The organism is Thalassobaculum sp. (assembly GCF_965223715.1).
GTDB lineage: Bacteria > Pseudomonadota > Alphaproteobacteria > Thalassobaculales > Thalassobaculaceae > Thalassobaculum.
Genome location: NZ_OZ245012.1, coordinates 3,056,042 through 3,083,028, shown reverse-complemented (window position 1 = coordinate 3,083,028; position 26,987 = coordinate 3,056,042). Strand labels below are relative to the sequence as shown.

The 26,987-nt window shown below is 69.1% G+C and carries 23 protein-coding genes; 14 read left to right on the top strand and 9 right to left on the bottom strand.

The genetic code is table 11. From position 1 onward, the window contains the following. The first annotated feature begins 7 nt into the window (after nucleotides 1-7). From ACOQOP_RS14175 to ACOQOP_RS14150, 6 genes are all read left to right on the top strand, one after another. Nucleotides 8-1,294 (top strand): acyl-CoA dehydrogenase family protein, encoded by a 1,287-nt coding sequence (locus tag ACOQOP_RS14175; RefSeq protein ID WP_420562453.1) that lies wholly within the window; start codon nucleotides 8-10, stop codon nucleotides 1,292-1,294. Next, entirely contained in the window at nucleotides 1,279-2,934 is a 1,656-nt protein-coding gene (locus ACOQOP_RS14170) for a class I adenylate-forming enzyme family protein (RefSeq protein WP_420562452.1), read from the top strand. The genes ACOQOP_RS14175 and ACOQOP_RS14170 overlap by 16 nt, the downstream gene beginning before the upstream one ends. After that, on the top strand, nucleotides 2,931-3,797 hold the full coding sequence (locus ACOQOP_RS14165) for an isocitrate lyase/PEP mutase family protein (RefSeq protein WP_420562451.1): 867 nt from the start codon (nucleotides 2,931-2,933) through the stop codon (nucleotides 3,795-3,797). Before ACOQOP_RS14170 ends, ACOQOP_RS14165 begins: the two co-directional genes overlap by 4 nt. Nucleotides 3,798-3,889: 92 nt before the next feature. Further along, entirely contained in the window at nucleotides 3,890-4,405 is a 516-nt protein-coding gene (locus ACOQOP_RS14160; protein WP_420562450.1) for a phosphonopyruvate decarboxylase, read from the top strand. A gap of 14 nt (nucleotides 4,406-4,419) precedes the next feature. Beyond that, on the top strand, nucleotides 4,420-5,031 hold the full coding sequence (locus ACOQOP_RS14155) for a thiamine pyrophosphate-dependent enzyme (RefSeq protein ID WP_420562449.1): 612 nt from the start codon (nucleotides 4,420-4,422) through the stop codon (nucleotides 5,029-5,031). Continuing rightward, a complete protein-coding gene (locus ACOQOP_RS14150) occupies nucleotides 5,028-5,774 on the top strand; it encodes an SDR family NAD(P)-dependent oxidoreductase (RefSeq protein WP_420562448.1) in 747 nt (248 codons plus the stop codon). The genes ACOQOP_RS14155 and ACOQOP_RS14150 overlap by 4 nt, the downstream gene beginning before the upstream one ends. A 168-nt stretch (nucleotides 5,775-5,942) precedes the next feature. On the opposite strand, the gene ACOQOP_RS14145 is transcribed toward ACOQOP_RS14150, so the two are convergent. Next, the gene (locus ACOQOP_RS14145) at nucleotides 5,943-6,095 is read right to left on the bottom strand and encodes a hypothetical protein (protein ID WP_420562447.1); all 153 of its coding nucleotides are present in this window, start codon (nucleotides 6,093-6,095) and stop codon (nucleotides 5,943-5,945) included. 131 nt (nucleotides 6,096-6,226) lie between these two features. Between ACOQOP_RS14145 and coaBC the strand changes: the two genes are divergently transcribed. Both coaBC and dut read left to right on the top strand, forming a co-directional pair. Beyond that, entirely contained in the window at nucleotides 6,227-7,441 is a 1,215-nt protein-coding gene (gene coaBC, locus ACOQOP_RS14140; protein WP_420562446.1) for a bifunctional phosphopantothenoylcysteine decarboxylase/phosphopantothenate--cysteine ligase CoaBC, read from the top strand. Next, nucleotides 7,438-7,887, top strand: a complete 450-nt coding sequence (gene dut, locus ACOQOP_RS14135) for a dUTP diphosphatase (protein WP_420562445.1) — start codon at nucleotides 7,438-7,440, stop codon at nucleotides 7,885-7,887. Before coaBC ends, dut begins: the two co-directional genes overlap by 4 nt. 297 nt (nucleotides 7,888-8,184) lie before the next feature. Here dut and ACOQOP_RS14130 read toward each other — a convergent pair whose 3' ends face one another. After that, nucleotides 8,185-8,979: a hypothetical protein gene (locus ACOQOP_RS14130; RefSeq protein WP_420562444.1), complete on the bottom strand. Its 795-nt coding sequence runs from the start codon at nucleotides 8,977-8,979 to the stop codon at nucleotides 8,185-8,187. 152 nt (nucleotides 8,980-9,131) lie between these two features. On the opposite strand from ACOQOP_RS14130, the gene ACOQOP_RS14125 reads away from it, so the two are divergent. Both ACOQOP_RS14125 and ACOQOP_RS14120 read left to right on the top strand, forming a co-directional pair. Next, a complete protein-coding gene (locus ACOQOP_RS14125; protein ID WP_420562443.1) occupies nucleotides 9,132-10,037 on the top strand; it encodes an NAD(P)-dependent oxidoreductase in 906 nt (301 codons plus the stop codon). Then, nucleotides 10,034-11,143, top strand: a complete 1,110-nt coding sequence (locus ACOQOP_RS14120) for an NAD(P)/FAD-dependent oxidoreductase (protein WP_420562442.1) — start codon at nucleotides 10,034-10,036, stop codon at nucleotides 11,141-11,143. The genes ACOQOP_RS14125 and ACOQOP_RS14120 overlap by 4 nt, the downstream gene beginning before the upstream one ends. A 361-nt stretch (nucleotides 11,144-11,504) precedes the next feature. Here ACOQOP_RS14120 and ACOQOP_RS14115 read toward each other — a convergent pair whose 3' ends face one another. Further along, on the bottom strand, nucleotides 11,505-12,764 hold the full coding sequence (locus ACOQOP_RS14115; protein WP_420562441.1) for an N-acetylmuramoyl-L-alanine amidase: 1,260 nt from the start codon (nucleotides 12,762-12,764) through the stop codon (nucleotides 11,505-11,507). A gap of 643 nt (nucleotides 12,765-13,407) precedes the next feature. Between ACOQOP_RS14115 and ACOQOP_RS14110 the strand changes: the two genes are divergently transcribed. After that, entirely contained in the window at nucleotides 13,408-16,176 is a 2,769-nt protein-coding gene (locus ACOQOP_RS14110) for an Rne/Rng family ribonuclease (protein WP_420562440.1), read from the top strand. 459 nt (nucleotides 16,177-16,635) lie between these two features. Here the strand turns inward: ACOQOP_RS14110 and ACOQOP_RS14105 are convergent, their stop codons facing one another. Together ACOQOP_RS14105 and ACOQOP_RS14100 are read right to left on the bottom strand one after the other, a co-directional pair. Next, on the bottom strand, nucleotides 16,636-17,775 hold the full coding sequence (locus tag ACOQOP_RS14105) for a pyridoxal phosphate-dependent aminotransferase (RefSeq protein ID WP_420562439.1): 1,140 nt from the start codon (nucleotides 17,773-17,775) through the stop codon (nucleotides 16,636-16,638). Nucleotides 17,776-17,777: 2 nt separating this feature from the next. Then, complete coding sequence (locus tag ACOQOP_RS14100) at nucleotides 17,778-19,268, bottom strand: gamma-glutamyltransferase (protein WP_420562438.1); 1,491 nt, start codon at nucleotides 19,266-19,268, stop codon at nucleotides 17,778-17,780. Nucleotides 19,269-19,389: 121 nt separating this feature from the next. Here ACOQOP_RS14100 and ACOQOP_RS14095 point away from each other — a divergent pair, with 121 nt between their 5' ends. After that, nucleotides 19,390-20,802, top strand: a complete 1,413-nt coding sequence (locus tag ACOQOP_RS14095) for a M48 family metalloprotease (RefSeq protein WP_420562437.1) — start codon at nucleotides 19,390-19,392, stop codon at nucleotides 20,800-20,802. 92 nt (nucleotides 20,803-20,894) lie between these two features. Further along, nucleotides 20,895-21,638, top strand: coding sequence for a DsbA family protein (locus ACOQOP_RS14090; RefSeq protein ID WP_420562436.1), 744 nt, complete (start codon nucleotides 20,895-20,897; stop codon nucleotides 21,636-21,638). 30 nt (nucleotides 21,639-21,668) lie between these two features. Here the strand turns inward: ACOQOP_RS14090 and ACOQOP_RS14085 are convergent, their stop codons facing one another. From ACOQOP_RS14085 to ACOQOP_RS14075, 3 genes are all read right to left on the bottom strand, one after another. Further along, the gene (locus tag ACOQOP_RS14085; protein WP_420562435.1) at nucleotides 21,669-22,913 is read right to left on the bottom strand and encodes an MFS transporter; all 1,245 of its coding nucleotides are present in this window, start codon (nucleotides 22,911-22,913) and stop codon (nucleotides 21,669-21,671) included. 176 nt (nucleotides 22,914-23,089) lie between these two features. Then, nucleotides 23,090-23,503 (bottom strand): universal stress protein, encoded by a 414-nt coding sequence (locus tag ACOQOP_RS14080; RefSeq protein WP_420562434.1) that lies wholly within the window; start codon nucleotides 23,501-23,503, stop codon nucleotides 23,090-23,092. Between the two features lie 82 nt (nucleotides 23,504-23,585). Continuing rightward, a complete protein-coding gene (locus ACOQOP_RS14075; RefSeq protein ID WP_420562433.1) occupies nucleotides 23,586-24,599 on the bottom strand; it encodes a LacI family DNA-binding transcriptional regulator in 1,014 nt (337 codons plus the stop codon). 104 nt (nucleotides 24,600-24,703) lie between these two features. Here ACOQOP_RS14075 and ACOQOP_RS14070 point away from each other — a divergent pair, with 104 nt between their 5' ends. Beyond that, nucleotides 24,704-25,600 (top strand): phytanoyl-CoA dioxygenase family protein, encoded by an 897-nt coding sequence (locus tag ACOQOP_RS14070; protein ID WP_420562432.1) that lies wholly within the window; start codon nucleotides 24,704-24,706, stop codon nucleotides 25,598-25,600. Nucleotides 25,601-25,692: 92 nt separating this feature from the next. On the opposite strand, the gene ACOQOP_RS14065 is transcribed toward ACOQOP_RS14070, so the two are convergent. Beyond that, nucleotides 25,693-26,877: a YbfB/YjiJ family MFS transporter gene (locus ACOQOP_RS14065; RefSeq protein ID WP_420562431.1), complete on the bottom strand. Its 1,185-nt coding sequence runs from the start codon at nucleotides 26,875-26,877 to the stop codon at nucleotides 25,693-25,695. Between the last annotated feature and the right edge of the window lie 110 nt (nucleotides 26,878-26,987).

Genomic DNA, 26,987 nt, shown 5'->3' with positions numbered 1-26,987 from the left:
GAGGAGCATGGAGTTTCAGCACGCATCCGCCGTGCACGATCTGCGCGCGCGGATCGAAGCCTTCATGGCCGAGCACGTCTATCCGAACGAGGAGCGCTACTACGCCGAGACCGCGGCGCTGGGCCCCTGGAAGGTCCAGCCGGTGGTGGAGGAGCTGAAGCCGAAGGCCAAGGCCGCCGGGCTCTGGAACCTGTTCCTGCCGGACAGCGATCTCGGCGCCGGGCTGTCCAACCTGGACTACGCCCCGCTCTGCGAGGTCATGGGCCGGTCGCCCCTGGCACCCGAGGTGTTCAACTGCGCCGCCCCCGACACCGGCAACATGGAAGTCCTGGTCCGCTACGGCACCGAGGAACAGAAGAAGCGCTGGCTCGAGCCGCTGTTGGCCGGTGAGATCCGCTCCTCGTTCGCCATGACGGAACCTGCGGTCGCGTCTTCCGACGCGACCAACATCGAGAGCTCGATCCGGCGCGACGGCGACGAGTACGTGATCAACGGCCGCAAGTGGTACACCACCGGCGCCACCGATCCGCGCTGCAAGATCATGATTTTCATGGGCAAGTCGGACCCGGACAATCCGGACCGGCACAAGCAGCAGTCGATGATCCTGGTGCCCAAGGACACGCCCGGCGTCACTGTGATCCGGCCCATCCCGGTCTTCGGCTTCTACGCCGTGCCCGACCGGGCGTCGGAGGTCGACTTCAGGGACGTGCGGGTGCCGGCCTCCAACATGCTGCTGGGCGAAGGGCGCGGCTTCGAGATCGCCCAGGGACGGCTCGGCCCCGGGCGCATCCATCACTGCATGCGGTTGATCGGACTGGCGGAGCGGACGCTGGAAAAGATGTGCCGCCGGGCCGAACAGCGGGTGACCTTCGGCACGCCGGTCGCCCAGCAGACGGTGACCCTGGAGCGCATCGCCGAGGCGCGGATTCTGATCGAGCAGTCGCGGCTGCTGACCCTGAAGGCCGCCTGGATGATGGACACGGTCGGCAACAAGGAGGCGCGGGCCGAGATCGCCATGATCAAGGTTGCCGTGCCCAACATGGCCTGCCAGGTGATCGACTGGGCGATCCAGGCCTTCGGAGGCGCCGGGACCAGCAACGACTACGGTCTCGCCTCGGCCTATGCGACGGCGCGGCTGCTGCGGCTGGCCGACGGGCCGGACGAGGTCCACCGCAACCAGATCGGCCGGCTGGAGCTGCGCAAGTACCGGGAGCCCGGGAACATCGATACCGGCGCCCGCGATGTCGGTCCGCGCCTGGCGCAACCCGGAGAGGGGCCATGGCCGGCACCCTGACGCCGGACCGGACGGCCTTGCCGCAGGATCGGTTCTGGCGGGGGCTGACCGGCGAGACGGCGCTGGAGACCCATTACGACGGCCGGCTTGTCCGCTGCTATGCCGAGCGGCCGTCGGATCTGGCGGCGATGTTCCGCGATCTGGCGGCGCGGAATCCGGAGCGCGACGCGGTGGTGGCGGGGGACGCCCGGCTGTCCTTTGTCGAACTTGAGGACCGGGTCGCTCGGATCGCCGGCGGTCTTGCGGCACACAGCGTGGGTGTCGGCGACCGGATTGCGCTACTCCTCGACAACGGCTGGGAATTCGTCGTCGCCCTGCTGGCCTGCAATCGGATCGGCGCGATCTGCGTGCCGATCGGCATCCGCCAGCGCCGGGCTGAGCTGGAGTTCCTGCTGACGGATTGCGGGGCTGTCGTTCTGGTCCACGAGGCCGCCCTGGCGGAGAACGTGCCCGACGCGGCGACCGTGCCGGAGCTTCGGCACCGGTTCTCGGTTGCGGGTGAGAGCGAGGGCGCACGGCCGTTCGAGACCCTGCTCGCCGCCGACCCCCAGAACGCGCCGGCAGCGATCGATCCGGAAGCGGTGGCGGTCATCCTCTACACCTCAGGTACGACCGGCCGGCCCAAGGGCGCGATGCTGACCCATTTCGGCATCATCCAGTCCTCGCTCGCCTTCTCGCGCTGCCTCTCCTTCACCCAGGCCGAGCGCGCCCTGGCGGCGATCCCGCTCAGCCATGTCAGCGGGTTGGTCGGCATCTTCTACTCGACGCTGATCGCCGGCGGCGCGCTGGTCGCCCTGCGCGCGGGCTACAAGATCCCGGAGCTGCTGGCCCTCGCCGCGCGGGAGCGGGTCACCTACACGATCCTGGTGCCGGCCCTGTACACGCTGGCGGTGATGCAGTCGGACCTCGCCGACCACGACCTCTCGGCCTGGCGGATCGGCTGCTTCGGCGGCGCGCCGATGCCGGAGGCGACCATCGCCAGGCTCGCCCGCCTGCTACCCAACCTCGTCCTGGTCAACGCCTATGGCGCTACGGAGACGACCTCGCCGACCACGATCATGCCGCCCGGCTTCAATCCCGATCACCCGGACAGCGTCGGCCAGGTCGTGCCCTGCGGCCGGGTGGAGATCCGAGGTGAGGATGGATCGGTCCTGCCGCCCGGCGAGACGGGCGAGCTGTGGATCTCCGGCCCGATGGTGGTGCCCGGCTACTGGAACCGGCCGGACGCCACCCAAGAGGCCTTCGTCGACGGCGCCTGGCGCTCCGGCGATATCGGCACAGTCGATGCCGACGGGTTCGTGAAGGTGTTCGACCGGCTGAAGGACATGATCAACCGCGCCGGCTACAAGGTGTTCAGCGCCGAGGTCGAGAACGTTCTCAACCACCACCCGGAGATCGTCGAGGCGGCGGTGGTCGGCCGCCCGGATCCCGTGCTGGGCGAGCGGGTGCATGCCTTCGTCCGGCCGGTGGAGGGATCGGCCCTGGACGAGGATGCGGTGCGGGCGTTCTGCGCCGAGCGGCTGTCCGACTACAAGGTGCCGGAGACCGTGACCCTCACTGCCGACCCGCTGCCGCGCAACGCCAACGGCAAGCTGCAGAAGCCCGCCCTGCGCACTCACCTCACGGAGGCCGCCCGATGACCGACTCTCCCGCCGCCCGCCTGCGCGGCCTGCTCGCCTCCGGTGAGATCGTCATGGCACCCGGCGCGCCGGACAGCATCACCGCCCGGCTGGTCGAGCAGGCCGGGTTTCCCGCGATCTACATGACCGGTCTCGGTGCCACCGCGAGCCGGCTCGGCACCCCGGATATCGGCCTGCTGACCCAGACCGAGATGACGGAACACGCCCGCAACATGGCCCGGGCGGTCTCGATCCCGATCATCGCCGACGCCGATACCGGCTATGGCGGCCCGTCCAACATCCACCGCACCGTGCGCGAGCATGTGCAGGCCGGGGTGGCGGCGATCCATCTGGAGGACCAGATGGCGCCGAAGCGCTGCGGCCAGCTCGCCGGCATCCGGCTGATCGACGCCGAGGAGAACGCCCGGCGGCTGGCCTGCGCGGTGGAGGCCCGGGGGGACGACGACCTGCTGATCATCGGCCGCACCGACGCCATCGGTGCGCTCGGGCCGGCGGAGGCGATCCGGCGCGCGAAGCTGTACCAGCAGACGGGCGTCGACCTGGTCTTCGTCGACGGCATCAAGACCGTCGCCGAGGTGGAGGCGGTGGCGAAGGGGGTGGAGGGTCCGAAGGTCGTCTCCATCGTCGATGGCAACGAAACGGTCCGGCTGACCGCGTCGGATCTGCAGGCCATGGGCTTCTCGGTCGTGCTTTATGCGGTGACCGCCCTGTTCACCGCGACCAAGGCGGTCGCCGACGCCATGGCCGCGCTCAGGCGGGACGGCACGCCGGCCAAGGCGGGAGCCGGTCTGTCCTATGCGGAGTACTGCGCGCTGGTGGACCTCCCCTTCCACCAAGGGCTGGACGACCGGTTCGGCGCCTAGGGCGGGTCATTGTGAAATATTGCATACAATCCTGAAATTCACCGTGCTAGCGTGCCCCCACAAAAGAACGATCGCACGGGAAACGCACGGAAATGTCGGACCAATCGGTTTGGGGCGCTGAGCTCTACGACACGCTGGTGGACGGCGGCGTGTCCATATTCGCCTATGTCCCGGACGGTGGGCACAAGGTGATGATCCAGAAGTCGCTGGAGGATCACCGCGTCCACTCCATCCCGCTCACCACCGAGGAAGAAGGTGTGGCGCTGACCGCCGGGGCCGATCTCGGCGGTAAGAAGGCGGTGCTGCTGATGCAGTCCAGCGGCACCGGCAACTGCATCAACATGCTGTCGCTGCAGGCGAACGGCCGCTTCCCGTTTCTCGGGATCATCACCATGCGCGGCACCTTCGGCGAACAGAACCCCTGGCAAGTCCCCATGGGCAAGGCCGTGCGGCCCTGCCTGGAGGCGATCGGCGTCCATTTGCTGGAGGTCGAGCGTCCCGACGAGCTGAAGGAGACCACCCAGGCGGCGATGAACCTCGCCTTCCGCTCCCAATGCGCGGTGGCGCTTCTGCTGACGCAGAAGTTCATCGGCGCCAAGGCGTTCTGAGGGGAGGGACCGAGATGAGCGACGAGATCAAGATCACCGGTTCCAACCAGCGCATGGACCGCGCCCAGGCGGTGCCGGCCATCGTCGGCAATCACCGCGACTTCCTGGTCGTCACCGGCCTCGCCGGGACGGCCCAGGACATGTACGCGATGGAGCCGGACGCCGAGAACTGCTTCCTGCTCGGCGGGGCGATGGGGGCGTCGGTCTCCATGGGGCTCGGCCTCGCCCTGGCGCAGCCCGACAAGCACGTGCTGGTGATGTGCGGCGACGGCGAACTGCTGATGAATGTGGGCGCCCTGGCCACCGTCATGGCCGCCGGGGTCACCAACCTGTCCATCCTCTGCGTCGACAACGAGCGCTACGGCGAGACCGGCAACCAGATCACCCATACCTCCATGGGCACCGACCTGGCGCTGACCGCAAAGGGGCTGGGCATCAAGAACGTGATGACCGTCACCGCCCCCGACGAGATCGAAGCCGGCCGCAAGGAACTGCGCCGCACCGACGGGCCGACCTTCGTCTACCTGAAGATCAGCGACGCCAAGCCGCCGAAGCTGCAGTCGCGCAACTTCGACGCCGCCGACCGCCGCATCGCCTTCCGCCGTGCACTGCTGGGACACCTATGACCGAGACTAGAACCGTTGCCGTCACCGGAGCCTCCAGGGGCCTCGGGGCGGAGATCGCCTTGGAACTGGCCCGCCGCGGCCTGACCGTCGGCTGCCTGTCGCGCAAGGGGATCGGCCCGGAGGAGGAGCCGGTCCCGGCCGAGCTCGCCGGGCGGATGATCAACCTGGCCAGCGACGTGAACGACCCGGAATCCGGGGCGGCCGCGCTGACGGCCCTGGCGGAGAAGACCGGCGGCCTGCATGCCCTGGTCAACAATGCCGGCATCCACAAGGAAGGCCGCAGCGAGAGCTTCTCGCCGGCCGAGTTCGCCGAGGTGCTGAACACCAATGCGGTCGGCCTGTTCGCCATGTGCCAGTCGGCCTACCCGCACATGATCGCCAGCGGCGGCGGGGTGATCGTCAATATCGGCTCGCACTACGACAAGATCGGGGTGAAGTACACGGCCGCCTATTGCGCGTCGAAGGCGGCGGTGGGTGCCATCACCCGGTGCCTGGGCGTGGAATGGGCGCGCAAGGGGATCCGCGTGGTCGACGTGGCGCCGGGCTTCACGCTGACCAATCTGAACCGCAGCCACATGGACAACGAGCGGTTCCGGTCCTTTATCGAGAAGGCGATCCCGCGCGGCACCCCGGGCGAGGCCTGGGAGGTGGCACGGTTCATCGGCTCGATCGTGGCCGACGACATCCCGTTTCTGAACGGCGAGACCTTCTACATCGACGGCGGCCAGGCGGTGGCGAACTGACGGGCGCGGAGTGGCCGTCATTCTGACGGCAATCAGAGTTGAGCCCGCATCCTCCCCGCCACTCTCTCGTCATCCTGATGCAAATCAGGATCAAGCCGCTCCCGCCCGCCGGATGCAGGATCCTGATTTGCATCAGGATGACGGTAATGGGGGATGAGCGGCGGCTTCTTACAGCGCCGACACCAGGGCCTGCGACAGGTAGGCGGACAGCATCATCGCCGCCGCGAATGTGAGGAGGCCGAGGACGGTCACGCCGGCGCCGACGCCGACAGACAGCGCGGTGCCGCCGTTTCTGCGGGCGAGGCTGCGGGATCGGTTCATGGCGTCCTCCCTTATCATGCGCACATCGTGCGCCAGTAGGGTTGAGGAGCCGTTACACCCCTGATCGATCGAAACGGTCGCGCGTAACCCTCTCGCCCGCCGTCGCCCCTTGCGCTACCTTCCCGGCCATGATGCTGAGCAACAGACGCATTCTCCTGATCGTCGGGGGCGGGATCGCCGCCTACAAGGCGCTCGACCTGACCCGCCGTCTGCGTGAGCGCGGGGCGGCGGTGCGCGCGGTGCTGACCAAGGCGGGCGAACACTTCGTTACCCCGCTGTCGCTCTCGGCCCTGACCGAGGACAAGGTCTATACCGAGCTGTTCGACCTGACCGACGAGGCGGAGATGGGGCATATCCAGCTCTCCCGCTCGGCCGATCTGATCGTCGTGGCGCCGGCCACGGCCGACCTGATGGCGAAGATGGCCAACGGGCTGTGCGGCGACCTCGCCTCCACCCTGCTGCTGGCGACCGATACCGACGTGCTGATTGCGCCTGCGATGAACGTGCGCATGTGGGAGCACCCGGCGACCAAGGCCAACCTGGCGACCCTGACCTCCCGCGGCGTCCGCGTTGTCGGCCCGAACGAAGGGTCGATGGCCTGCGGCGAGTACGGCTACGGCCGCATGGCCGAGCCGCTGGAGATCGTCGCGGCGGCGGAGGCCTATTTCGCCGAGCGCAGCGGCCCGCTCGCTGGCAAGAAGGCGATCGTCACCAGCGGGCCGACCCATGAGCCGATCGACCCGGTGCGCTATATCGCGAACCGCTCGTCGGGCAAGCAGGGACACGCCATCGCCCGCGCTTTGGCGGCACTCGGCGCCGAGGTCACCCTGGTCAGCGGTCCGACCCGCGAGCCCGACCCGGCCGGGGTGAAGACCGTGCCGATCGAAAGCGCGCGCGACATGCTGGCTGCCTGCGAGGCGGCCCTGCCGGCCGATATCGTGGTCTGCGCCGCCGCCGTCGCCGACTGGCGGGTGGCGAGCGAAGCCGGCCAGAAGATGAAGAAGGAGGCGGGCGGCATCCCGACCCTTCAGCTCGCCGAGAACCCGGACATCCTGAAGACCCTGTCGCAGAAGACCGACGGTCGTCCGGCCCTGGTGGTCGGCTTCGCGGCGGAGACCGAGAAGGTGGTCGAGTACGCGACGGCGAAGCGGGCGCGCAAGGGCTGCGACTGGATTCTGGCCAACGATGTCTCTCCCGCCACCGGCACCTTCGGCGGCGACAGCAACACCATCCACCTGGTCACCGCCGACGGGTCCGAGGACTGGCCGGCCATGACCAAGACCGAGGTCGGCAAGCGCCTCGCCGCCCGCATCGCAGAGCATTTCCAGACTGGACCTTCCGCATGAGCATCCCCGTCCGCATCGCCCGGCTGGCCCATGGCGCCGACCTGCCGCTGCCCGCCTATGAGACCGAAGGCTCGGCCGGCATGGACCTGCGCGCCGCCATCGATGCGCCGGTGACCCTGGCGCCGATGGAGCGCACCGCGGTTCCCACCGGTCTGTCGATCGCCCTGCCCCAGGGCTACGAGGCGCAGGTGCGGGCGCGCTCCGGCCTGGCGTTCCGCTCGGGCATCGCCTGCGTCAATGCGCCGGGGACGGTGGACAGCGACTATCGCGGCGAGATCAAGGTCATCCTGGTCAACCTGGGCCAGGAGCCGGTGACCTTCGAGCGCGGTGACCGCATCGCCCAGCTCGTGGTGGCGCCGGTGAGTCGGGTGGCCTGGGAAGAGGCCGAGACCCTGGACGAAACCGCCCGCGGCGCCGGCGGATTCGGGTCCACCGGGCGGGGGTAGGCGCGCTCTTCCTATCCTTATTTTTTCACCGTCATCCCGGTGGCGCCCGGACCTGATCCTGGGGCCGGCCGGGACCTAACAAGCGCCGCATCTAGGTCCCGGCGCGAGGCCGGGGAGACGCATTTGTTAAAGAGAAATCTCTTTCTTAAAAAAGAGCACTCCCCGGATTTATTCCGGGGTGAGGCCTAGGCGCGCTTCGACGCCAGGAACAGTTCAAGGACGTTACGCCTTGCCCCACCCTTGCCCCGGAATATATCCGGGGAGTGTTAGAGAATGGTGCAGGTATGCAGGTAGAGTTCACCCCACCCAGCGCGAGAACGCCAGGCAGATCGGCACCATCCGCGCGATGACGTGGCGGGTGAATTCCTGCACCGCGGCCACCGCCTCGGCCGGGGCTGGTCCCGCGTCGGCGCGCAGATGGGCGAGCCGGGCGCTCTCCGCCAGTGCCATGCTCCGGGTGGTGGCCGTGGCGGCCCGCAGGCGCCCATCGGCCTCCAGGGGTGCGAATCCCGCATGCATCAGAGCCAGCAGCCCGGGCCAATAGGCCAGGTGCCGGTACATGGTCGCCAGGATCGGCTCCTCCGGTCGCGACCCGAACCGGTTGAGCGCCAGCACCAGATCCCAGACATGCGGCTCCACATCGCCCTGGGACAGCACCTTCGGGATTGGCGCTGAGGCCTTCTCCGTCGCTGAGGCGCCGGTGGGTAACGGCCCCGCCGGCGGCACCACCAGCGCGCCCAGGGCCAGCAGGTTCAGCCCGTTGCCCCGGTTGTAGCCGGCGGCGATCGCCCGCACGGTCGCCAGATCCTCCTCGGTCACCCCGACCGCCTGCAGCGCGCCCGGCGCCAGCGGCTGCGGCATCGCCACGGGCAGCCGGCCGAACAGCGCCTCGGCAGACCGGGCCGCCTGGCCGCTCGCATAGATCGGCTTGGCCGCACCCCAGGCCCACTCCAGCCCGCCGTCGATGGTCGCCAGATGCCGCCAGATCAGGTTGACGACCGGCACGCCCAGGGTCGCCCTGATGTCGTCGAAGACCGCCGCGACCGCCCCCGTCGCCTCGTGTTCGGCGATCGCCGGAACCGGGTCACCCATCGCATCCTCCCAGATCGTCGCTTGTCGGTTTTGCCGCGATTGCAGCGTGGCCGGCACGGTGCGGTCAATCCGCGATCTGTGCATTGCAGGGGTTGGGGGCCACGCGACAATCGGCTATGCCGGAAGCAAGAACCATAAAGGGAGGAACCGCGATGACCGAACCTGTGAAGGTCGGCTTTGCCGGTGTGGGCCTGATGGGGCGCGGCATGGCCGGGAACATCCTGGCCAAGGGCTTTCCGCTGACCGTGCTCGGCCATCGCAACCGTAAGCCGGTGGAGGAGCTGACGGCGCTGGGGGCGGCCGAGGCGGCGACGCCGAAGGAGCTTGCCGCCGCATCGGACGTGGTCATCCTGTGCATGCCCAACAGCCGGGTGGTGGAGCAGGTCTGCCTCGGCGCCGACGGCATCATCGAGGGCGCGAAGCCGGGAACGCTGGTCCTCGACAGCTCCACCGCCGAGCCGGCTTCAACTAAGCGGGTGGCGGCGGCGCTGGCGGAGAAGGGCATCGACTTCATCGACGCGCCGATGACCATGACGCCGAAGGAGGCGATGGAGGGCACCCTCAACGTGCTGGTCGGCGGCCCGGACGCCCTGGTGGAGAAGGCCCGCCCGGTGCTGGCGTGCTATGCCCGGAACATCTTCCATATCGGCCCGCTGGGCGCCGCCCATTCGCTCAAGCTGATCAACAACTTCATGAGCATGTCCATGTCCGCCCTGGTGGCCGAGGCGGCGACGACGGCGCGGGCGGCCGGGGTCGATCTTGGGAAGCTGCGCGAGGTGGTGTCGGCCGGGGCGGTCAATTCCGGCATGTTCCAGAAGATCATGGCCTATGCGGTGGACGGCGACGCCTCGGGCCTGCAATTCGCCATGGCCAATGCCCGCAAGGATGTGGGCTACTACAACGACATTGCCGCCGAGGCGGGGCTCCCCGCCCCGTTCGGGTCGGCGGCGCTGCAGCTGTACACGCTGGCCTGTGCGACCGGTCACGGCGAGGAGCATGTGCCGTTGCTGGTCGACGTGATGGCGGAACTCGGTGGTCTGAACGGAGCGGGTAGATGAGTGCGGAACAGGTCGATGCGATCGTCATCGGCGCAGGCGTGGTCGGCCTTGCGGTGGCCCGTGTCCTGGCGCTGGCCGGGCGCGAGGTGCTGATCCTGGAGGCGGCGGAAGCCATCGGCACCGAGACCAGCTCCCGCCATTCCGAGGTGATCCACGCCGGCATCTACTACCCGCCGGGATCCTTGAAGGCGAAGTTCTGCGTGGAGGGCAAGCACAAGCTCTACCGCTATCTCGACGAGCATGGGGTGCCGTACAAGCCGCTGGGCAAGCTGATCGTGGCGACCTCGGAGGACCAGATCCCGGCGTTGCAGCAGATCCAGGACCGGGCGGTCCAGGCGGGCGTGACCGACCTGGTATTCAAGTCGCATAACGAAGTCGTGGCGATGGAGCCGGAGCTGCGCTGCGTGACGGCCCTGTGGTCACCGTCCACCGGCGTGCTCGACAGCCACTCCTACATGCTGGCCCTGCAGGGCGATGCGGAGGAGCGCGGCGGCATGATCGCCTTCCACGCCCCGGTCGCCGGCGGCAAGGTGGCCGAGGACGGGATCGAGATCGCCGTCGGCGGGGCCGAGCCGATGCTGCTGAAGGCGAAGACGGTGGTGAACTCCGCCGGCCTGCACGCCCAGCCGCTGGCCGCCAGCCTGATGGGCTTCCCGGCCGACAAGGTGCCGCCGCATTTCTACTGCAAGGGCAACTATTACTCCCTGTCCGGTGTGCGGGCGCCGTTCACCCATCTGATCTACCCCGCCCCGGAGCAGGCGGGACTGGGCATCCACCTGACCCTGGACCTGGGCGGCCAGGCCCGGTTCGGTCCCGACGTGGAGTGGATCGATGCGATCAACTACGACGTCGACCCGCGCCGCTCGGACAGTTTCTACGAGGCGATCCGCAAGTACTGGCCGGGACTGCCCGATGGGGCGCTGCAGCCGGGCTATGCCGGCATCCGCCCGAAGATCCAGGCGCCCGGCACGCCGGCGGTCGACTTCATGGTCCAGGGCCCGGCCGAGCACGGGGTGCCGGGGCTGGTGAACCTGTTCGGCATCGAAAGCCCGGGCGTGACGTCGAGCTTGGCGATCGCCGACCACGTGGCAGCGATGATCGCGTAGCGGCGCACCCCGCCCTCCTCGCCCGTCTCCCCGGCCTTGCGCCGGAGCCCAGCCGCCCACGTGATGGACCGATTGCGAAGCTGGTCCTGCGTTCCGGCTGCTCGTCTCCTGGACCCCGGCGCACGGCCGGGGAGACGGGAGAGGACGGGTTGGAGATCCGCTGGAGGTCGAAGGCGAGTGCGATCGGCAGAGGAGGGTTCGCTTCATTCCTCAGCCATCCCTCCACACTCCCCGGATTTATTCCGGGGCAAGCGGTTCAGCCTGCGCGATGTTCTCGGCATTTGAGCGAGCGGACGGGCTCGCCCCGGAATAAATCCGGGGAGTGAGTAGGGGAGGTGGCGGAGGTGTTTGAGCGCGCGCCCTACCGGAACGCCGACTGCACGCCCTGGAAGTAGCGGTCGATCGCCCGGGTGAGGCCGGCGGCGACCTTGCGGCGGAAGGCCGGGTCGTTGAGGCGGCGGTTGTCCTCCCGGTTCGACAGGAAGCCCAACTCGACCAGCACCGACGGCACGTCCGGCGCCTTTAGCACGGCGAAGCCGGCGAAACGGTGCGGGCGGCCGAGCAGCTTGGTCTCGCGCTCCATCTCCTTCACCACATAGCCGGCGAGGCGCGCGGAGTAGTTCATGGTCCGGCGCTGGGCCAGGTCGATCAGGATGTTGGTGACCTCCTGCTCCTGCTGCGAGAGGTCGATGCCGGCGACGATGTCGGCCTTGTTCTCGCTGGCGGCCAGGGCTTCCGCCTCCTTATCCGAGGCGTTCTCCGACAGGGTGTAGACCGACAGGCCGCGCAGGGAGGCGTCCTTGATGGAATCCGCGTGCAGCGAGACGAACAGGTCGGCATCGACCCGCCGGGCGATGGCGATACGCTCGCGCAGCCGGATGAAGCTGTCATTCTCGCGGGTCAGCACCGCCTTGTAGCGGCCGGTCTCCTCCAGCGCGGCCTTGAGGTCCTTGGCGGCGGCCAGCACGATGTTCTTCTCGTAGACCCCGTTCTCGCCGATCGCGCCCGGATCGACGCCGCCATGGCCGGCATCGATGACGATGGTCATGCGGTCGTCGGATTTCGGCAGCGGGGCCGGGGCGGCCGGCGGCGGCGAGACGCGCGGCGCGCCGAGTGCCACATGGCGCTGAATCGACGCGTCGGACTCCTCCAGGAAAACCTCCCGGCTGGCCGCGGCCAGGTCGATGACCAGGCGATACTGCTGGTCGCCGGAGGGCGGCAGGACGAAGGCGGACTTCACCTGGACCGGGCTGCCGGCATCGATCACCACGCGGGACGTGCCGGGCCGGAACTGGCCGTAGCGCCAGCCGGAGATCGGGCCGACGGCGCGGGAGCCGGCGCTTTCGGGCAGGCGGAACGACACCTCCGGGACGTCGAGCACGACCCGGTAGGGATCCGGCAGCAGGAAGATCGAGAAATCCACCCGCTGGTCCACGTCGAGGACGATGCGGACCTTGTCCGGGTGGTTGCCGATGCGCAGGTTGGAGACGACGGGAACCCCGGCGGCCTCGGCCGGCAGCGCGGTCACCAGGGCGGCCAGCGCCAGCAGACACAGGCAAAGCGCTGCCCTCACCCGCCGGACCAGGGGCGGGATGCCGGAAACCCATGAGTCGAGCGGCATGGCTGAACGGACCGCGCGTCGCGTCATTCCCTGTCCCCGAGCCGGTTGCAAGATACCGCACTTTAGACCGTACAGAAGGCGAAGGCAATATTTGCGATTGATATCATGTGGCTATGAGGTGCAATTGCAGTTCGGCCTCAATTGTTCCCGGTCTGTTGCCCTGCGATGACCCTGCCGTGAATCCTTCTGAAGTTTTGGATTGTTAGTATGCGCCCGGAACAGTATGGTGCATTCGTCCTCGAAGACCGTGTGCGGGTACGTGCGCGCCTTTATCGGCCAAAGGGTTACGGGGATACGCGAGACTTTTACCGATTTCGAGCCGGGGCGAATCGTAGTTCCCGGCTCCGCGCAGGACCGACCGACGTGAGACCTGCAAACTGGAACAGTTCGGCGACGGCGACCTCCCGGTCGCCCGCGACAACCGGAGTCCTTCCGGCCCACGGGGCACGGGGGAAGACCGGCGTCGTGTCCGATTCCGCTTCGCTTCGTTCCATCGACTGCATCCGGCGTGCCGAGGGTACGCCGACGCCACAATCCGCGCCGCCACTTTCCGCGCCTGGGCCGACGCTTCACCGCGTCGCCGACAGCGCGGGGCCGCAGCCATGCTTGCGGTCGTCGCGGCGCGACACGGAGTTACCAACACATGACCAAGCGCATGCTCATCGATGCCACCCACCCGGAAGAGACCCGGGTCGTGGTGGTCGACGGGAACAAGCTCGACGACTTCGACTTCGAAACCGCAGCCAAAAAGCAGCTTAAGGGGAACATCTACCTCGCCCGGGTCACCCGGGTAGAGCCGTCCCTGCAGGCCGCCTTCGTCGAATACGGCGGCAACCGCCACGGTTTCCTGGCCTTCTCGGAAGTCCATCCCGACTACTACCGGATCCCGATCGAGGATCGCGAGGCGCTGCTCCGTGAGGAGCAGGCCGAGGCGATGGCCGATGAGGACGACGAAGAGGTCGAGACCGAGGAGGAGGCCGCCGGCGAGGACGAGACGTCCGCCGCCGAGGAGGAGACCGCCGAGGGCGAGGACGAGGAGTCCGGCGACGAGGACGGCGGCGACGAAGCCCCGGCCCGGGCCGCCGAACTCAGCGTCCAGACCAAGAAGAGTGCGAAGCCGGAGACCGTCGGCGGCGACGCGATGGAAGAGGTGCGCCGCAGGCGCAAGCCTTCCAACCGCCGCTACAAGATCCAGGAGGTCGTCGCCCGGCGCCAGATCATGCTGGTGCAGGTCGTCAAGGAGGAGCGCGGCAACAAGGGTGCGGCGCTGACCACCTACCTGTCGCTCGCCGGCCGCTACTGCGTGCTGATGCCGAACACCGCCCGCGGCGGCGGCGTCAGCCGCAAGATCACCCATGTGGGCGACCGCAAGCGGCTGAAGCAGATCGTCGAGGGCCTGGACGTGCCGGAAGGCATGGCGGTCATCGTCCGCACCGCCGGCTCCCAGCGCACCAAGGCCGAGATCAAGCGCGACTACGAATACCTGCTGCGCCTGTGGGACGAGATCCGTCAGACCACGCTCGACAGCACGGCACCCTGCCTGATCTACGAGGAAGCCAACCTCATCAAGCGTTCCATTCGCGACCTGTACACCCGCGATCTGGACGAGGTGCTGGTCGACGGCGATGACGGCTACCGCATCGCCAAGGACTTCATGAAGACGCTGATCCCGAGCCATGCCAAGCGGGTCAAGCGCTACAAGGACACCCATGTGCCGCTGCTCCACCGCTTCCAGGTGGAAAGCCAGCTCGACGCCATCCACAGCCCGGTGGTGGAGCTGAAGTCCGGCGGCTACATCGTGATGAACCAGACCGAGGCGCTGGTCGCGATCGACGTGAACTCCGGCCGCTCCACCTCGGAGCGGAACATTGAGGAGACAGCGCTCAAGACCAACCTGGAGGCCGCCGACGAGGTGGCCCGCCAGCTCCGCCTGCGCGACCTCGCCGGCCTGGTGGTGATCGACTTCATCGATATGGAGGAGTCGCGCAACCAGCATGCGGTCGAGCGCCGCATGAAGGAGGCGATGAAATCCGACCGGGCGCGCATACAGATCGGCCGCATCAGCCATTTCGGGCTGATGGAGCTGTCCCGCCAGCGGCTGCGGCCGTCCCTGGTGGAAGCCAGCACCCAGGTCTGCCCGCATTGTAAGGGCTCCGGCTATATCCGCTCGATCGACAGCACCGCGCTGCACATCCTTCGGGTCATCGAGGAGGAGGGGCTGCGCAACCGCGCGGCCGAGATCGCCGTCCACGTGCCGGCCCAAGTCGCCCTCTATATCCTCAACCAGAAGCGCGACCGTCTCGCCGAGATCGAGCTGCGCTACGGCACCCGGGTGATCCTGGAGCAGGATGACAGCCTTGTGCCGCCGGATCACCGGATGGAGCGCCTGCGACCGAAGACCGCCGAGGAACGGGCGGCCTTCCAGACCGCCATCGCGGCGAGCTCCGCCGGGGCCGCCGAGCCGGACGAGGACGACAGCGACCTCATCGAGGACGATGAGGACGAGATCGAGGAGGCCGAGGCCCGCGAGGAGCAGGACGACCGCCGTGGGCGCGGCCGCTCCCGCCGCCGTCGCCGGGGCGGACGCCGCCGGCCGGAGGATCGGGCCGAGGACGATCAGGAGGCCAAGGACAAGAGCGGTGACGACGCCGAGGCGGATGCCGATGGCGAGGACACCGCGGCCGATGGCGAGGAGCGGGGCGACGGCGACGACGATGAGGACGGCCGCAAGCGCCGCCGCCGGGGCCGTCGCGGCGGCCGCCGCCGGTCCCGCCGCCGTCGCGACGGCGAGGAGGGCTCGGAGACCGAGAACGCCGAGGGCTCCGACTCCGGCGATGACGAGTCCGGTGACGACGAGTCCGGCGACGATGCGTCGAACGAGGCTGACCGGGATCAGGCCGAGGAGCCGGTTCCGGCGGTTGCCGCCGAGGCGGCTCAAGCCGACGAGGTCGTGTCCGAGGCTGTGACGGCCGAGGAACCGGTCGCGGCCAACGACCAGGCGGCTGTCGAGGAGACTCCGACAGAGGTGCCGGCCGAAGAGGCGGCTGCTCCGGAGGAGAAGGCCGAGGAAGAGAAACCGGCGAAGAAGCCTGCCGCCAAGCGTCCGCGCCGTCGGCGCAAGAAGGACGACGAGGCTGAGGAAGCGGTCGCGGAGAAGCCGGTCGCGGCCGAGGCCGCGGCTGAGCCGGTGGCGGTCGAGGCCATCCCGCCGGAGGCGCCGACCCCTGTCGAGGAGACGGTGGCCGCGCCCGAGGGGGCGATCAGCGGCGAGTTGGGCGAAGACCTGACGACGTCGGCCGAACCGGTTGAGGAGGCCGCCTCGGTGCCGCAGAATCTGAGCTCGACGCCGATCGAGGTCCGGACCCTGGACAAGCCGGTCGAGAAGCCCCGCAAGGGCTGGTGGCGCCGCTGAGGCTCCTGAGGCTGCAGATCAGCAGACAGACAACAGGCGGCGCTCCCCAGCGCCGCCTGTTTCGCTTTCCGGCCTTGCCCGCCGCATGCCGTAATCTCGGGAGACCCCGTCCCGAATTTAATCCGGAATTGAGCCGGGGCTGCCCAGGACCGGGCGGACCGGCCGGCGGCTTGATCCTGATTTGCATCAGGATGACGGGGAGGGGGATTGGGGTGACTGAAGAAAATCACCGTCGTCCTGATGCAAATCAGGACCAAGCCGCTCACCCGTCCGCCGTCATCCCGGCGAGCTCCGGACCCGATCCGGAGATCGGCGGGGACCCAGTCCGCGTGACCATCCGGGCCGTGTTACCACCCGGGCCGCGTGACCAGGGTCCCGGGCAGCCCCCGGAACAGGTCCGGGGCCTCCCGGGATGACGGCGGCACATTTGATGAGGAGCGACGGACCCCTGCCGACCCCCTAGAGCCAGGCCTTCAGCCGCTTGCAGGCCTCCGCCATGTCGTCGCTCGAGCCGGCGAAGGAGAACCGGATGCTGGCATGGCCGCGGGACGGGTCGAAGTCGATGCCCGGCGTGCAGGCGATCCCGGTCTCGGCTAGGATGCGCCGGCAGAAATCGACGCTGTCATTCGTGTACCTGGCGACATTGGCGTAGATGTAGAACGCCCCGTCCGCCGGGGCCAGATCGTCCAGCCCCGCCGCCGGCAGGTCGTTCAGCAGGATCTCCCGGTTGCGGGCGTAGCGCGCAACATTCTCCTGCGCCTCGTCGATGCAGTCGAAAGCGGCGATGGCGGCGAACTGGGACAGGGTCGGGGCGGAGATGAAGAAGTTGGAGGCCAGCCGCTCCACCGGCCCGATCAGGTCCGGCGGCGCGATCATCCAGCCGATGCGCCAGCCCGTCATCGAGAAGTATTTCGAGAAGCTGTTGATCACCAGCGCGTCCGGATCGCTCTCCAGGGCGGAGACCGAACGCTGGCCGAAAGTGATGCCATGGTAGATCTCGTCGGAGATCAGCCGCACGTCGTTGGCCCGGCACCAGCCGGTGATCGCCTTCATGCTGTCCTCGCCCAGCATGGTGCCTGTCGGGTTTGACGGGCTGGCGACGATCACCCCGTCCAGCGGGCCGGCCTTGTCGAGCCGCGCCACGGTCGGCTGGAACCGGTCGGCCAGTTCGGTCTGCAGGTCGACCACCTCCACGCCCAGCGCCGTCAGGATGTTGCGGTAGGCCGGATAGCCGGGAGACGCCAGCGCGACCCGGGCGCCGTGCTCGAAGGCCGACAGGAAGGCGAGGGTGAAGCCGCTGGACGAGCCGGTGGTCACCGCGATCCGCTCGATCGGGACGTCGACGCCGTACCAGTCGCGGTAATGGGCGGAGATCCGCTCCCGCAGGGCCGGCATGCCGAGCGCCAGGGTGTAGCCGATCTTGTCGGTGTCCAGGGCCCGGCGGGCCGCCTCCAGCACGCCTTTCGGCGCCGGGGTGGACGGCTGGCCGACCTCCAGGTGCAGCACGTCGCCGCCGGCCGCCTCGCGCTCGGCGGCGGCCGACATGACCTGCATCACGATGAAGGGGTCGACGTCTCCACGGGTGGCTGGGCGGGGCATTGCTACCCTCCGAATTCGAAGAACATCAGGCCGGTGCTGCGGGGATCCTTGGCGACGCCGCAGATGATCTCGCGCCGGGGCAGGCCTTCCACGCAGCGGAAGGCGCTGCCGGTGGCGATCGTCTGGGCCGGGGCGACCTGATAGCCGCGCTGGCGCAGGGCACCGACGGTCGAGGCCTCCGTCTCCGGCTCGACGAAGACGGTGTTGATGCCGCCGGCATAGTGGCTGCGGGGCCGGGCGGGCACGTCGTCGATCTTGATCCGGCCGACCCAGTGGTCGAGCACGGTCTGCAGCATGGAGGAGACGGCGCGGCGCCCGCCGGCGCCCGAGGCGGCCATATGGAACTGGCCCGTGTTCTCGTTGCCGACGATCAGCGAGAAGGCACCCGGCCCGTTGACTGCCTCGGCCCGCACGGGGGCGAGGAACACGCCGAGGGTCGGGATCATCCGGCCCGTGCCGAACGGGGCGCCGAGGCCGACCGCGCAGCCGACCCCGAGGCCCCTGCGGTCCACGGCGAAGAACGAGGTGGCGCCGGCGCGGTGCCCGGCGCTGGTGCCCAGCATCGCGGCGAGCTGCGGCTGCTGCGCCGTGTTAGGCGTGCGGCCGGCCGAGAGTCGATCCGCCGCCTGCTCCAGCGTCTGCGGCGTGATCGCGGTTTTCGAGCCGGCCATCAGGGTCGCCTCGCCGAGGGCGGCGGCCAGCAGATGGGCGCGGGTGGCGGCGTCCTCATTGGCCCAGTCGCCGCTCTCCAGGATCATGCCGAGGGCGGCCTGGGCGAGGCGCAGGTCGTTCTGGGTCGGGGCGGCGACGCCCCAGACATGGTTGTCGTGCTCGATCTCGGTGACGCGGATCCAGGTGGGCAGCGCGTCGCGCAGCCGGTCCGGGTCGACCGCGTAGCCGGCTGCCGCGGCCCCCTCCACGAAGGTCCGGCCGAGCCCGCCGGAATACAGCGTGCCCACCCCTTCGGAGCGCAGGCGGGCAAGGGTGGCCGCCAGGGCGACCTGGGACACTTCCGCGCCCTGGGGCAGCGGGTGGCCGTTCGGACGGTACAGGGCGGCGGCGCTCGGGTCGCCCGCCAGTGCGGCACCGTCCTCGCTCAGCTCCTGGGCGAAGGCGCGGCTCAGGGGCGTTCCGAACCGGGCGATCCGCTCGGCCTGGATGATCAACTCGCCCAGCGGCTTGGTGCCATGGCGGGCGTGCAGGGCGAACATGGCGCGCGGCGCCAGGGGCAGGGTCGTCGCGTTCGGCGAGTCGCTGGCCGGGCGCGGCAGGAACTCCAGCCGCTGGACGGTCTGGCTCTCCGGATCGTGAACCACGCAGGAACCGCTCGCAGTCACGCCGACGGAGCTGGGCAGCGTGGCCGACAGGGCGAAGAACATAGTGACCGCGGCGTCGGCCGCCGATCCGCCGGCGACCAGCGCGTCGCGGGCCAGCAGCGCCGCCCGCGGCTCCTCGGCGACGACGGTGCCGTAGAAGCCTTCGGTCAGGTCCACCGTGTCCGATCCGCAGCCGGCCAGAAGCCCGGCGGCGAGGATCAGGCCGAGCCCGACGCGGCCCCGGGAGTGCTGACGGTTTTGCGTTCGCCTTTCCCGATCCCCATCTGATCGGTAGTGTGTGTTCGGGCGGACATCATCGGGATTGGGCGCTGGCGTGAAGCGAATCATCTTTGGACCGGGGCGGTGGTTACTCGCGGCAGCGACCGCCGCACTCGTGGTTCTGTCTCTGGCCTCGGGCGCGCATGCGCAGAAGCGCAGCCTCATCCGGGACGCGGAAATCGAAGCTACCATCCGTGATCTGGCCACGCCACTTTTCCAAGCCGCCGGCGTGAACCCGGAGGCGGTGTCGATCTATCTGATCAATGACGACCAGCTGAATGCCTTCGTGGCCGGCGGCCAGAACCTGTTCCTCAATACCGGGCTGATCATGGCCATGCGGTCGCCGCTGGAGCTGATCGGGGTGGTCGCCCACGAAACCGGCCACATCGCCGGCGGCCATCTCGCGCGGACCTCCGACGCCATCGCTTCAGCCTCCAACGCCGCCCTGCTGTCGGCGATCGTCGGCATCGCGACGGCGGTGGCGACGGGGCGCGGCGACGCGGGGGCCGCCATCGCCATCGGCGGCCAGTCCGCGGCGGTCGGCTCGTTCCTGCAGTACAGCCGGGCCCAGGAATCCGCGGCCGACCAGGCGGCGCTCACCTATCTCGACGCGACCCAGCAGTCCGCCCGCGGCCTTGCCCGGTTCTTCGAGGAGCTGGCGGCCCAGGAACTGCTGTCGGCCTCGCGCCAGTCGCCCTACATGTCGACCCACCCCTTCACCCGTGACCGTCTGAACACGGTGGAAGCCCATGTGGCCCGGTCGAAATACTCCGACCAGGAGGCGTCGCCGGATCAGGTGGCCCGTTTCAACCGGGTCGTGGCCAAGCTGCACGGCTTCATCCGCTCGCCGTCCCAGACCTTCCGCAAATATCCGGAGACGGACACCAGCATGCCGGCGAAGCTGGCCCGAGCCATCGCCTATCGCGAGGTGCCGGACTATCCCAAGGCGATCGCGCTGACCCGGGAAATGATCGCGGAGGATCCCAACGACCCCTACTTGCACGAGCTGGAGGGACAGCTCCTGTTCGAGAGCGGTCAGATCGATGCCGCGGTTGCGCCGATGGAGAAGGCCCAGCGGCTCGCTCCCCAGGCCGGCCTGATCGAGGTCTCCCTGGCCCAGGTGCTGCTCGCCCGCAACGACCCGGCTTCCGACCAGAAGGCGCTGGAGCATCTGCAGACCGCCAAGCGGTCCGAGGGCGACTGGCCGTTCCTGTGGCGCCAGCTTGCCACGGCCCAGGGCCGCCTCGGCGATATCGGCCAGGCGGCGCTGTCGCTCGCCGAGGAAGCGGTGCGCCAGAGCAAGTGGGAGAATGCGGAGACCCAGTCCAAGCGCGCCCAGACCATGCTGCAGGCCGGCACGCCGGCGATGCTGCGGGCGCTGGACATCGAGGAGCTCGCCAAGCGCGAGCGGGCCGCCCAGCGCAAGAAATGACGTCACCGTGATGCGTCGCGAGCGCCCGGGGCGGTGGACGTTCCGGAGCGGCTGGGACAGGATGGCGCCGCTGTCATTCTCCGGAGTTCCCGATGTTTCGGTCTAGCCTCGCCGCCGTCCTGATGTCCGCCGCCCTGGTCGCGGTGCCGGCCCATGCCCAGGACGGCCCTCTCTCGCCGGAGCGCAAGGCGGAGATCGAGGCGCTGGTGCGCGACTACATCCTCCAGCATCCCGAGATCATCCTGGAGAGCCTGGCGATCATGCAGGCCCGCGAGGACGCGGAGAAGAACGCCGCCGCCAAACAGGCGCTGATCGACCGCCGCGATGCCCTGGAGCGCGATCCGGCCGATCCGGTGCTGGGCAATCCCGACGGCGACGTCACCCTCGTCGAGTTCTTCGATTACCAGTGCGGCTACTGCAAGACGATGATGAAGCCGCTGATGGAGCTGCTGGAGGAGGACGGCAATATCCGTCTGGTGCTCAAGGAATTCCCGATCCTTGGCCCGGCGTCAGAGACCGCCGCCCTGGCCTCGCTCGCCGCCGACCGGCAGGGCAAGTACGAGGCCTTCCACACCGCCCTGCTGAGCCTGCGCGGCCGGCTGACGTCTGAGGCGATCTTCCAGGTGGCGCTGGAGACCGGTCTCGACGTCGACAAGCTCAAGGCCGACCTGCACGACCCGGCCCTGCAGGCCCAGGTGCGCAAGTCGTTCGAGCTGGCCCAGGCCCTGTCGATCCAGGGAACGCCCGCCTTCACCATCGGGACCCATGTGGTGCCCGGGGCGGTTTCCAAGGAGCAGCTGGCCGAACTGGTGGCCGAGGCGCGCAAGAGCAACTGATCGTCAGCCCCGCTCCTCTATGTCCTCCCGTCAGTCGCCGGCCGGCTTCTCCGGCTGCCCGGCATAGGCGAGGGCCGACAGGGCGAGGGCGGCGATCACCAGGACAAACACGATCCGGTGGCCGGTCTCCGCCGCGCCGCCGGTCGCCTGCACCCAGTCGATGGCGCCGCCCGTGGCGGTCTGCAGCACGAACACCCCGGTCAGCCCGGCCAGGTTGATCGTGGTGATCGCCCGGCCGGCCCGGTGCGGCGGCACGAAGCCGCGGGCATGGCTCGCCAGCACCACGAAGAACGGGGCCACGCAGCCGAAGACGAAGAGGATCGGCCCGGCCACATAGATCGGTGCCGAGGGCCAGACCGCCAGCACGCCCAGGCAGGCGATCTCCAGGGCGACGGCGCTGAGGATCAGGCGCTTGCGCGACGTGGCGAAGCGCTCCAGCGGGCCGTAGAGGAAGGTCCCCACGTGCAGGGCTACCACCATGATCAGCAGGGCGATCGAGGCCTGCTCGTGGCTGAGGCCCTGGACGTCAGTGAAGTACGGGCCGGCCCAGAGCCCGCCGATGGTCATGAAGGGGGCGGTGAAGCAGAAGCCCATGACGTATATCCGCCGCAGCTCCGGCATGCGGATGACCTCCAGCAAGCCGGCCAGCGACTGGGCGAAGGTCTCCGGGTCGCGCTTCACCCCGCCCGACGCGGGGCCGTCGCGCACGGTGAACTGGATGACGATGGTGAAGGCGAGGGTCAGGGCCGCGACCACCAGGAAGGTCGTCGTCAGTCCGACCTCCGACAGCAGCAGCTCGAGCGGGGCCGTGGCCATCACCCCGCCGATGCCGCCGGCGATGCCGACCAGACTGGCGGTCGCCTGGGCCACCCGGTCGGGCGGCGCCCAGCCCATGGCGATCAGGTAGACCGCGGTGATCACCCCGCCATGGCCGAGGCCGATCATGAAGCGGCCGGTCACCAGGGCCCAGGTCTCCTCGGCTACCGCGAACAGCACGATGCCGCAGACCGCCACCAGCCCCATCGCCACCAGGGTGCGCTTGGCCCCGATCCGGTCGAACAGCAGCCCGGTCGGGAGTTGGACGACGGCGGAGGCGAAGAACATCGCCCCCATCACCGTGCCGATATCGGTCGGCGACAGGCCGCGATGGCTGCCCAGATAGTTCGCCAGCACGCCGCCGGCGGACCGGTTGATCTGCACGATGACGAAGAACGATCCGAGCAGGATCAGGATGTTGCGCAGGGCGCGGCGGTCGTCCGGATGCCACTCGCTCATCGCGGGGCATACCGGACCGTCTCAGCGCAGCGGCGCCGAAGCGGGAAGAGGGGGGAGTGCATCCGGAGGCGTTTCCAGGGCTGTTTTTCGCCACCCTACTCCGAGCCGGTGTCGATGTCCCCACTCCAGCCGCGCATCACACTGTGTCCGATGCGCCGAAAGTCGGGCTCCGGTCGTCAGCGCACCACGTAGACCGAGATCGGTGCGTGGTTGGCGATGTAGCCGGCATGGGTTCCGAACACATGCTCCTGCAGGCCCGGCACATGGGACGCCATGACGATCAGGTCGGCGCCGGCTTCCTTGGCGCCGCCGAGAATGGCCTTGGCCAGCTCGGCGGGCGTGTCGTGCACGACGACGGCGTTCGCCTTCGCCGCGATCCCGCGGGTCTTCGCCTGATCCTCGGCAAAGGCCGTCAGCTTGGTCGCATAGGCCTCAGGCGTCGCGGCCACGGTGCTGGGCTCAGAGTCGGTGACACCGAGAAAGCAGACCTCGGCGTCGTCCGCCTTGGCGATCGTCGCAGCCACATTGAGGGCCTTGGTGAGCTTCTCGGCGTGTTCCAGGTCGACGGGAACAAGAATCTTGTCGGTCATGGTCGATCCTCCTCATGTCTCTACATGAGGATGCATATCGGGAGTTGAAGATGCGTGCGTTGACCTGAGTCAACCGGCGGCATCAGGTGGTGACCCGCGCGATCACCTCAAAGCCCAGGTCAATCGTGCGGTCCCCGGGTTCGATGCCGGCATTGACGTCGAGGATGAGCTGGGCCGCCGTCTCGCCGATCTGCAGACCGGGAACGCGCACGGTGGTCAGGCCCAGGCCGAACTCGCCGGCGAACTCGAAATCGCCGAAGCCGGCGACGGCGAGGTCGTCGGGAACCCGCAGGCCCCGGCGCCGCGCCTCGCTCAGCGCCCCGAGCGCGAGGCTGTCGCTGGAACAGAACACCGCGTCGGTGTCCGGCCAGCGGTCCAATACGGCGGCGAGGCCGCGCGCGCCCCGCGCCGTCTGGGTGCCGGCGGCGGCCGCCGTGGCCCGCACCTCGGCGGAACCGCTCTGCTCCAGCACCTCCGCGAATCCCTCGTAGCGCAGCCTTCCGCGCCGGTCGCCTTCGCCGGCGGTGCCGATGAAGGCCATGCGCCGGCGTCCGGTCGCCAGAAGGTGCTGGGCCATGGCCGCACCGGCATCGCGGTTGGAGAAGCCGACCGCATAGCCGATCGGATCGGCCGGCAGCTCCCAGATCTCCACCACCGGGACGCGGCCCGCCTCCAGGGTCCGTCGGGTCTCCTCACGGTGCGTCGTGCTGGTCAGCACCAACCCGTCGGGGCGGCGGCCCAGCATGGTGGCGACGGCGTCGGCCTCCTTGGCGGAGGAATAGTCGGTCCCGGCCAGCAGGAGCTGGTGGTCGTTCTGCCGCAGACGGGCTCCCAGGCCGTCGACGGTGGAGGCGAAGGTCGAGCCGGCCAGGGTGGAGATCGCCGCGCCGACGATCCGGCTGCGCCGCGACGACAGGCCTCCGGCCGCCTCGTCCGGGACATAGCCGAGCTCGGCGATCGCGGCGCGCACCCGCTCGCGGGTCTCCGGCTTCACCTTGTCGGGGGAGCGCAGGACGCGGGACACGGTGATCTTGGAGACGCCAGCCTTCTCGGCCACGTCGCCCATGGTCGCCCAGCCGCTGCTCTCGATCGCCATCCGCATCCCTCCACGCTCGGAATCGATCATAAATGATATCGATACCATTGACGAGTTTTCCAACGTCATGTTACCGATAACATCAACAGCCAGGGAGGCATGCCATGCTGTCGCGCGAACAGATCGACTTCTATAACGAGAACGGCTACCTGATGGTCGAGAACGCGGTCACGCCGGAGCAGCTCAAGGCGCTCCAGGAGACCACCTACCGGCTGATCGACGCCTCGCGGCCGGTGACGGAGACCAATGACGTCTACGACCTGGACGACGGCCATTCGCCGGACAATCCGCGCCTGACCCGCATCAAGCTGCCGCACAAGCAGGACCCGCTGTACTGGGACGTGTTGAAGAACTCGGCGATCACCGAGGTGCTGACCGACCTGCTCGGCCCGGACACGCTGATCCAGACCAGCAAGCTGAACACCAAGGCCCCCGGCGGCGGCCAGGCGGTGGAGTGGCACCAGGACTGGGCGTTCTATCCGCATACCAACGACAGCATGCTCGCCTTCGGCCTGATGCTGGAGGATGTGAATGAGAGCAACGGCCCGCTGAAGGTCATCCCGGGCAGTCACAGGGGTCCGGTGCTGGCCCATACCAACGCCGACGGCGTGTTCTGTGGTGCCGTCGATCCGTCCGATCCGGACTTCCACCTCGACCAGGCGGTGACCCTGACCGGCAAGGCCGGCTCGATGACCGTGCACCATGCCCGCACCCTGCACGGCTCGGCGCCGAACACCAGCGACCGCAACCGGCTGATCCTGTTCTATGAATGCCACGCGGCCGATGCCTGGCCGATCCTGGGGGCCGGGTCCTACATCCACAGCCTCGGCCAGCGGGCCTTCTATGCCGACCTGCAGGACCGGATCGTCACCGGCAAGCTCACCATGACGCCGCGCATGGAGGCTTTGCCGATCCGCCTCCCGCTGCCGCCCGCCCCGCAGTCGGGCTCGATCTTCAAGACCCAGAAGAGCGGCGGCGCCCGCAGCGCATTCGCGGCCTGACCCTTCGAGGCGTCCCCCGGCTGTCCGCCGGGGTCCTGCTCAGGATGAGGTTGTCTGGTTCCTATCTGACCTGATCCTGAGCAGCCCGCGCATCAGCGCGGGCGTGTCGACGGGCCGCTTTTCAGGCTCGCCACGAGCAGCGCCCCCAGAGCGAAGGCGGCACCCCCGACCCCGAACACGGCGAGATACGATCCGGTCGCGTTGAACAACGCCACCAGCGCATAGCCGCCGACGAGCTGTGCCGCCCCCACCGACAGCACCATCCAGCGCCACAGGCCGAGCATGGATCCGGGGCCCATCAGCCGCTGGGCCTGGCCGGCGATGATCGCGGTCAGACCGGGCTGGGCGCCGACCAGCAGGCTGGAGAGCACGATCGCCGGCGGGGCCGTGACCAGCACGGGCAGCACCGCCCCAAGTGCCAGACTCAGATAGACCGCGATCAGGGCCGGCCGGAAGCCGATCCGGTCGCCGATCCGACCCCAGACCAGCGTCCCGGCGATGGCCGCCGCACCGAACAGCACCCACTGCCCGCCCGCCGCGCCGGTGCTCCAGCCCAGCGACCGGACCAGATAGTCGACCCAGTAGATCGAGTGGGGGACCAGCCCGACCGCGAACAGACCCTGGGCCAGAACCAGGCGCAGCCCGTCGCCGCGTGCCTCACCGAGGGTGGAGGGGGGAGGGGGAATGGCCCGTGCCCGCTCCGCTGCCGGTCCGGCCCAGGCCCAGAGGGCGATGGCGAGCGCGATGAGGCCGATCGCCGCCGCCCCGCCCCAGGCCCAGACCTCCCCGATCGACAGCAGCCAGGGCAGGCCGGCGGCGGCCAGCAGGATGCCGAGCCCGACGCCGGTATAGGCCACCGCATTGGCAAGCCCGGTCCGCCCTGCCGGCGCGGTCGCCGTGACGCTGGAAATGCCGAGGATCATGATCACCGCGACGGCGATCCCGACCAGCCCGCGCCAGACGGCGAGCCACAGGAACCCGCCCGGCACGATGCTGGCGAACAGGCAGAGCACCGAGAGGCAGATCGCGACCCGAAGCCAGACCACCCGGTCGGCCCGGCGCAGCAGCCAGGGCACCGCGAGCCCGCCGAGCAGATAACCGCCGAGGTTGATGGCCCCGACATAGCCGGCCTCCGCCTCGCTGAGACTGCCCGAGGCGATCAGGGCGGGGACCATGGGGGTGTAGGAGAACCGGCCCAGCCCCATGCCGATCAGCAGCCCGCACTGGGCGCCGATGGCGACGCGCAGCCAGGGCGGGATCGTCGGCAGGACACTCATGGGGTGACGGTAGACGGGGCGCCGGGCCCGGGGAAGCGCTATGGTTCGGTCGGCGCCGAACCGTTGCGGCCGGGCCAGCGCCTAGCCTTGAGCGTCGCCACCGGCCGAGA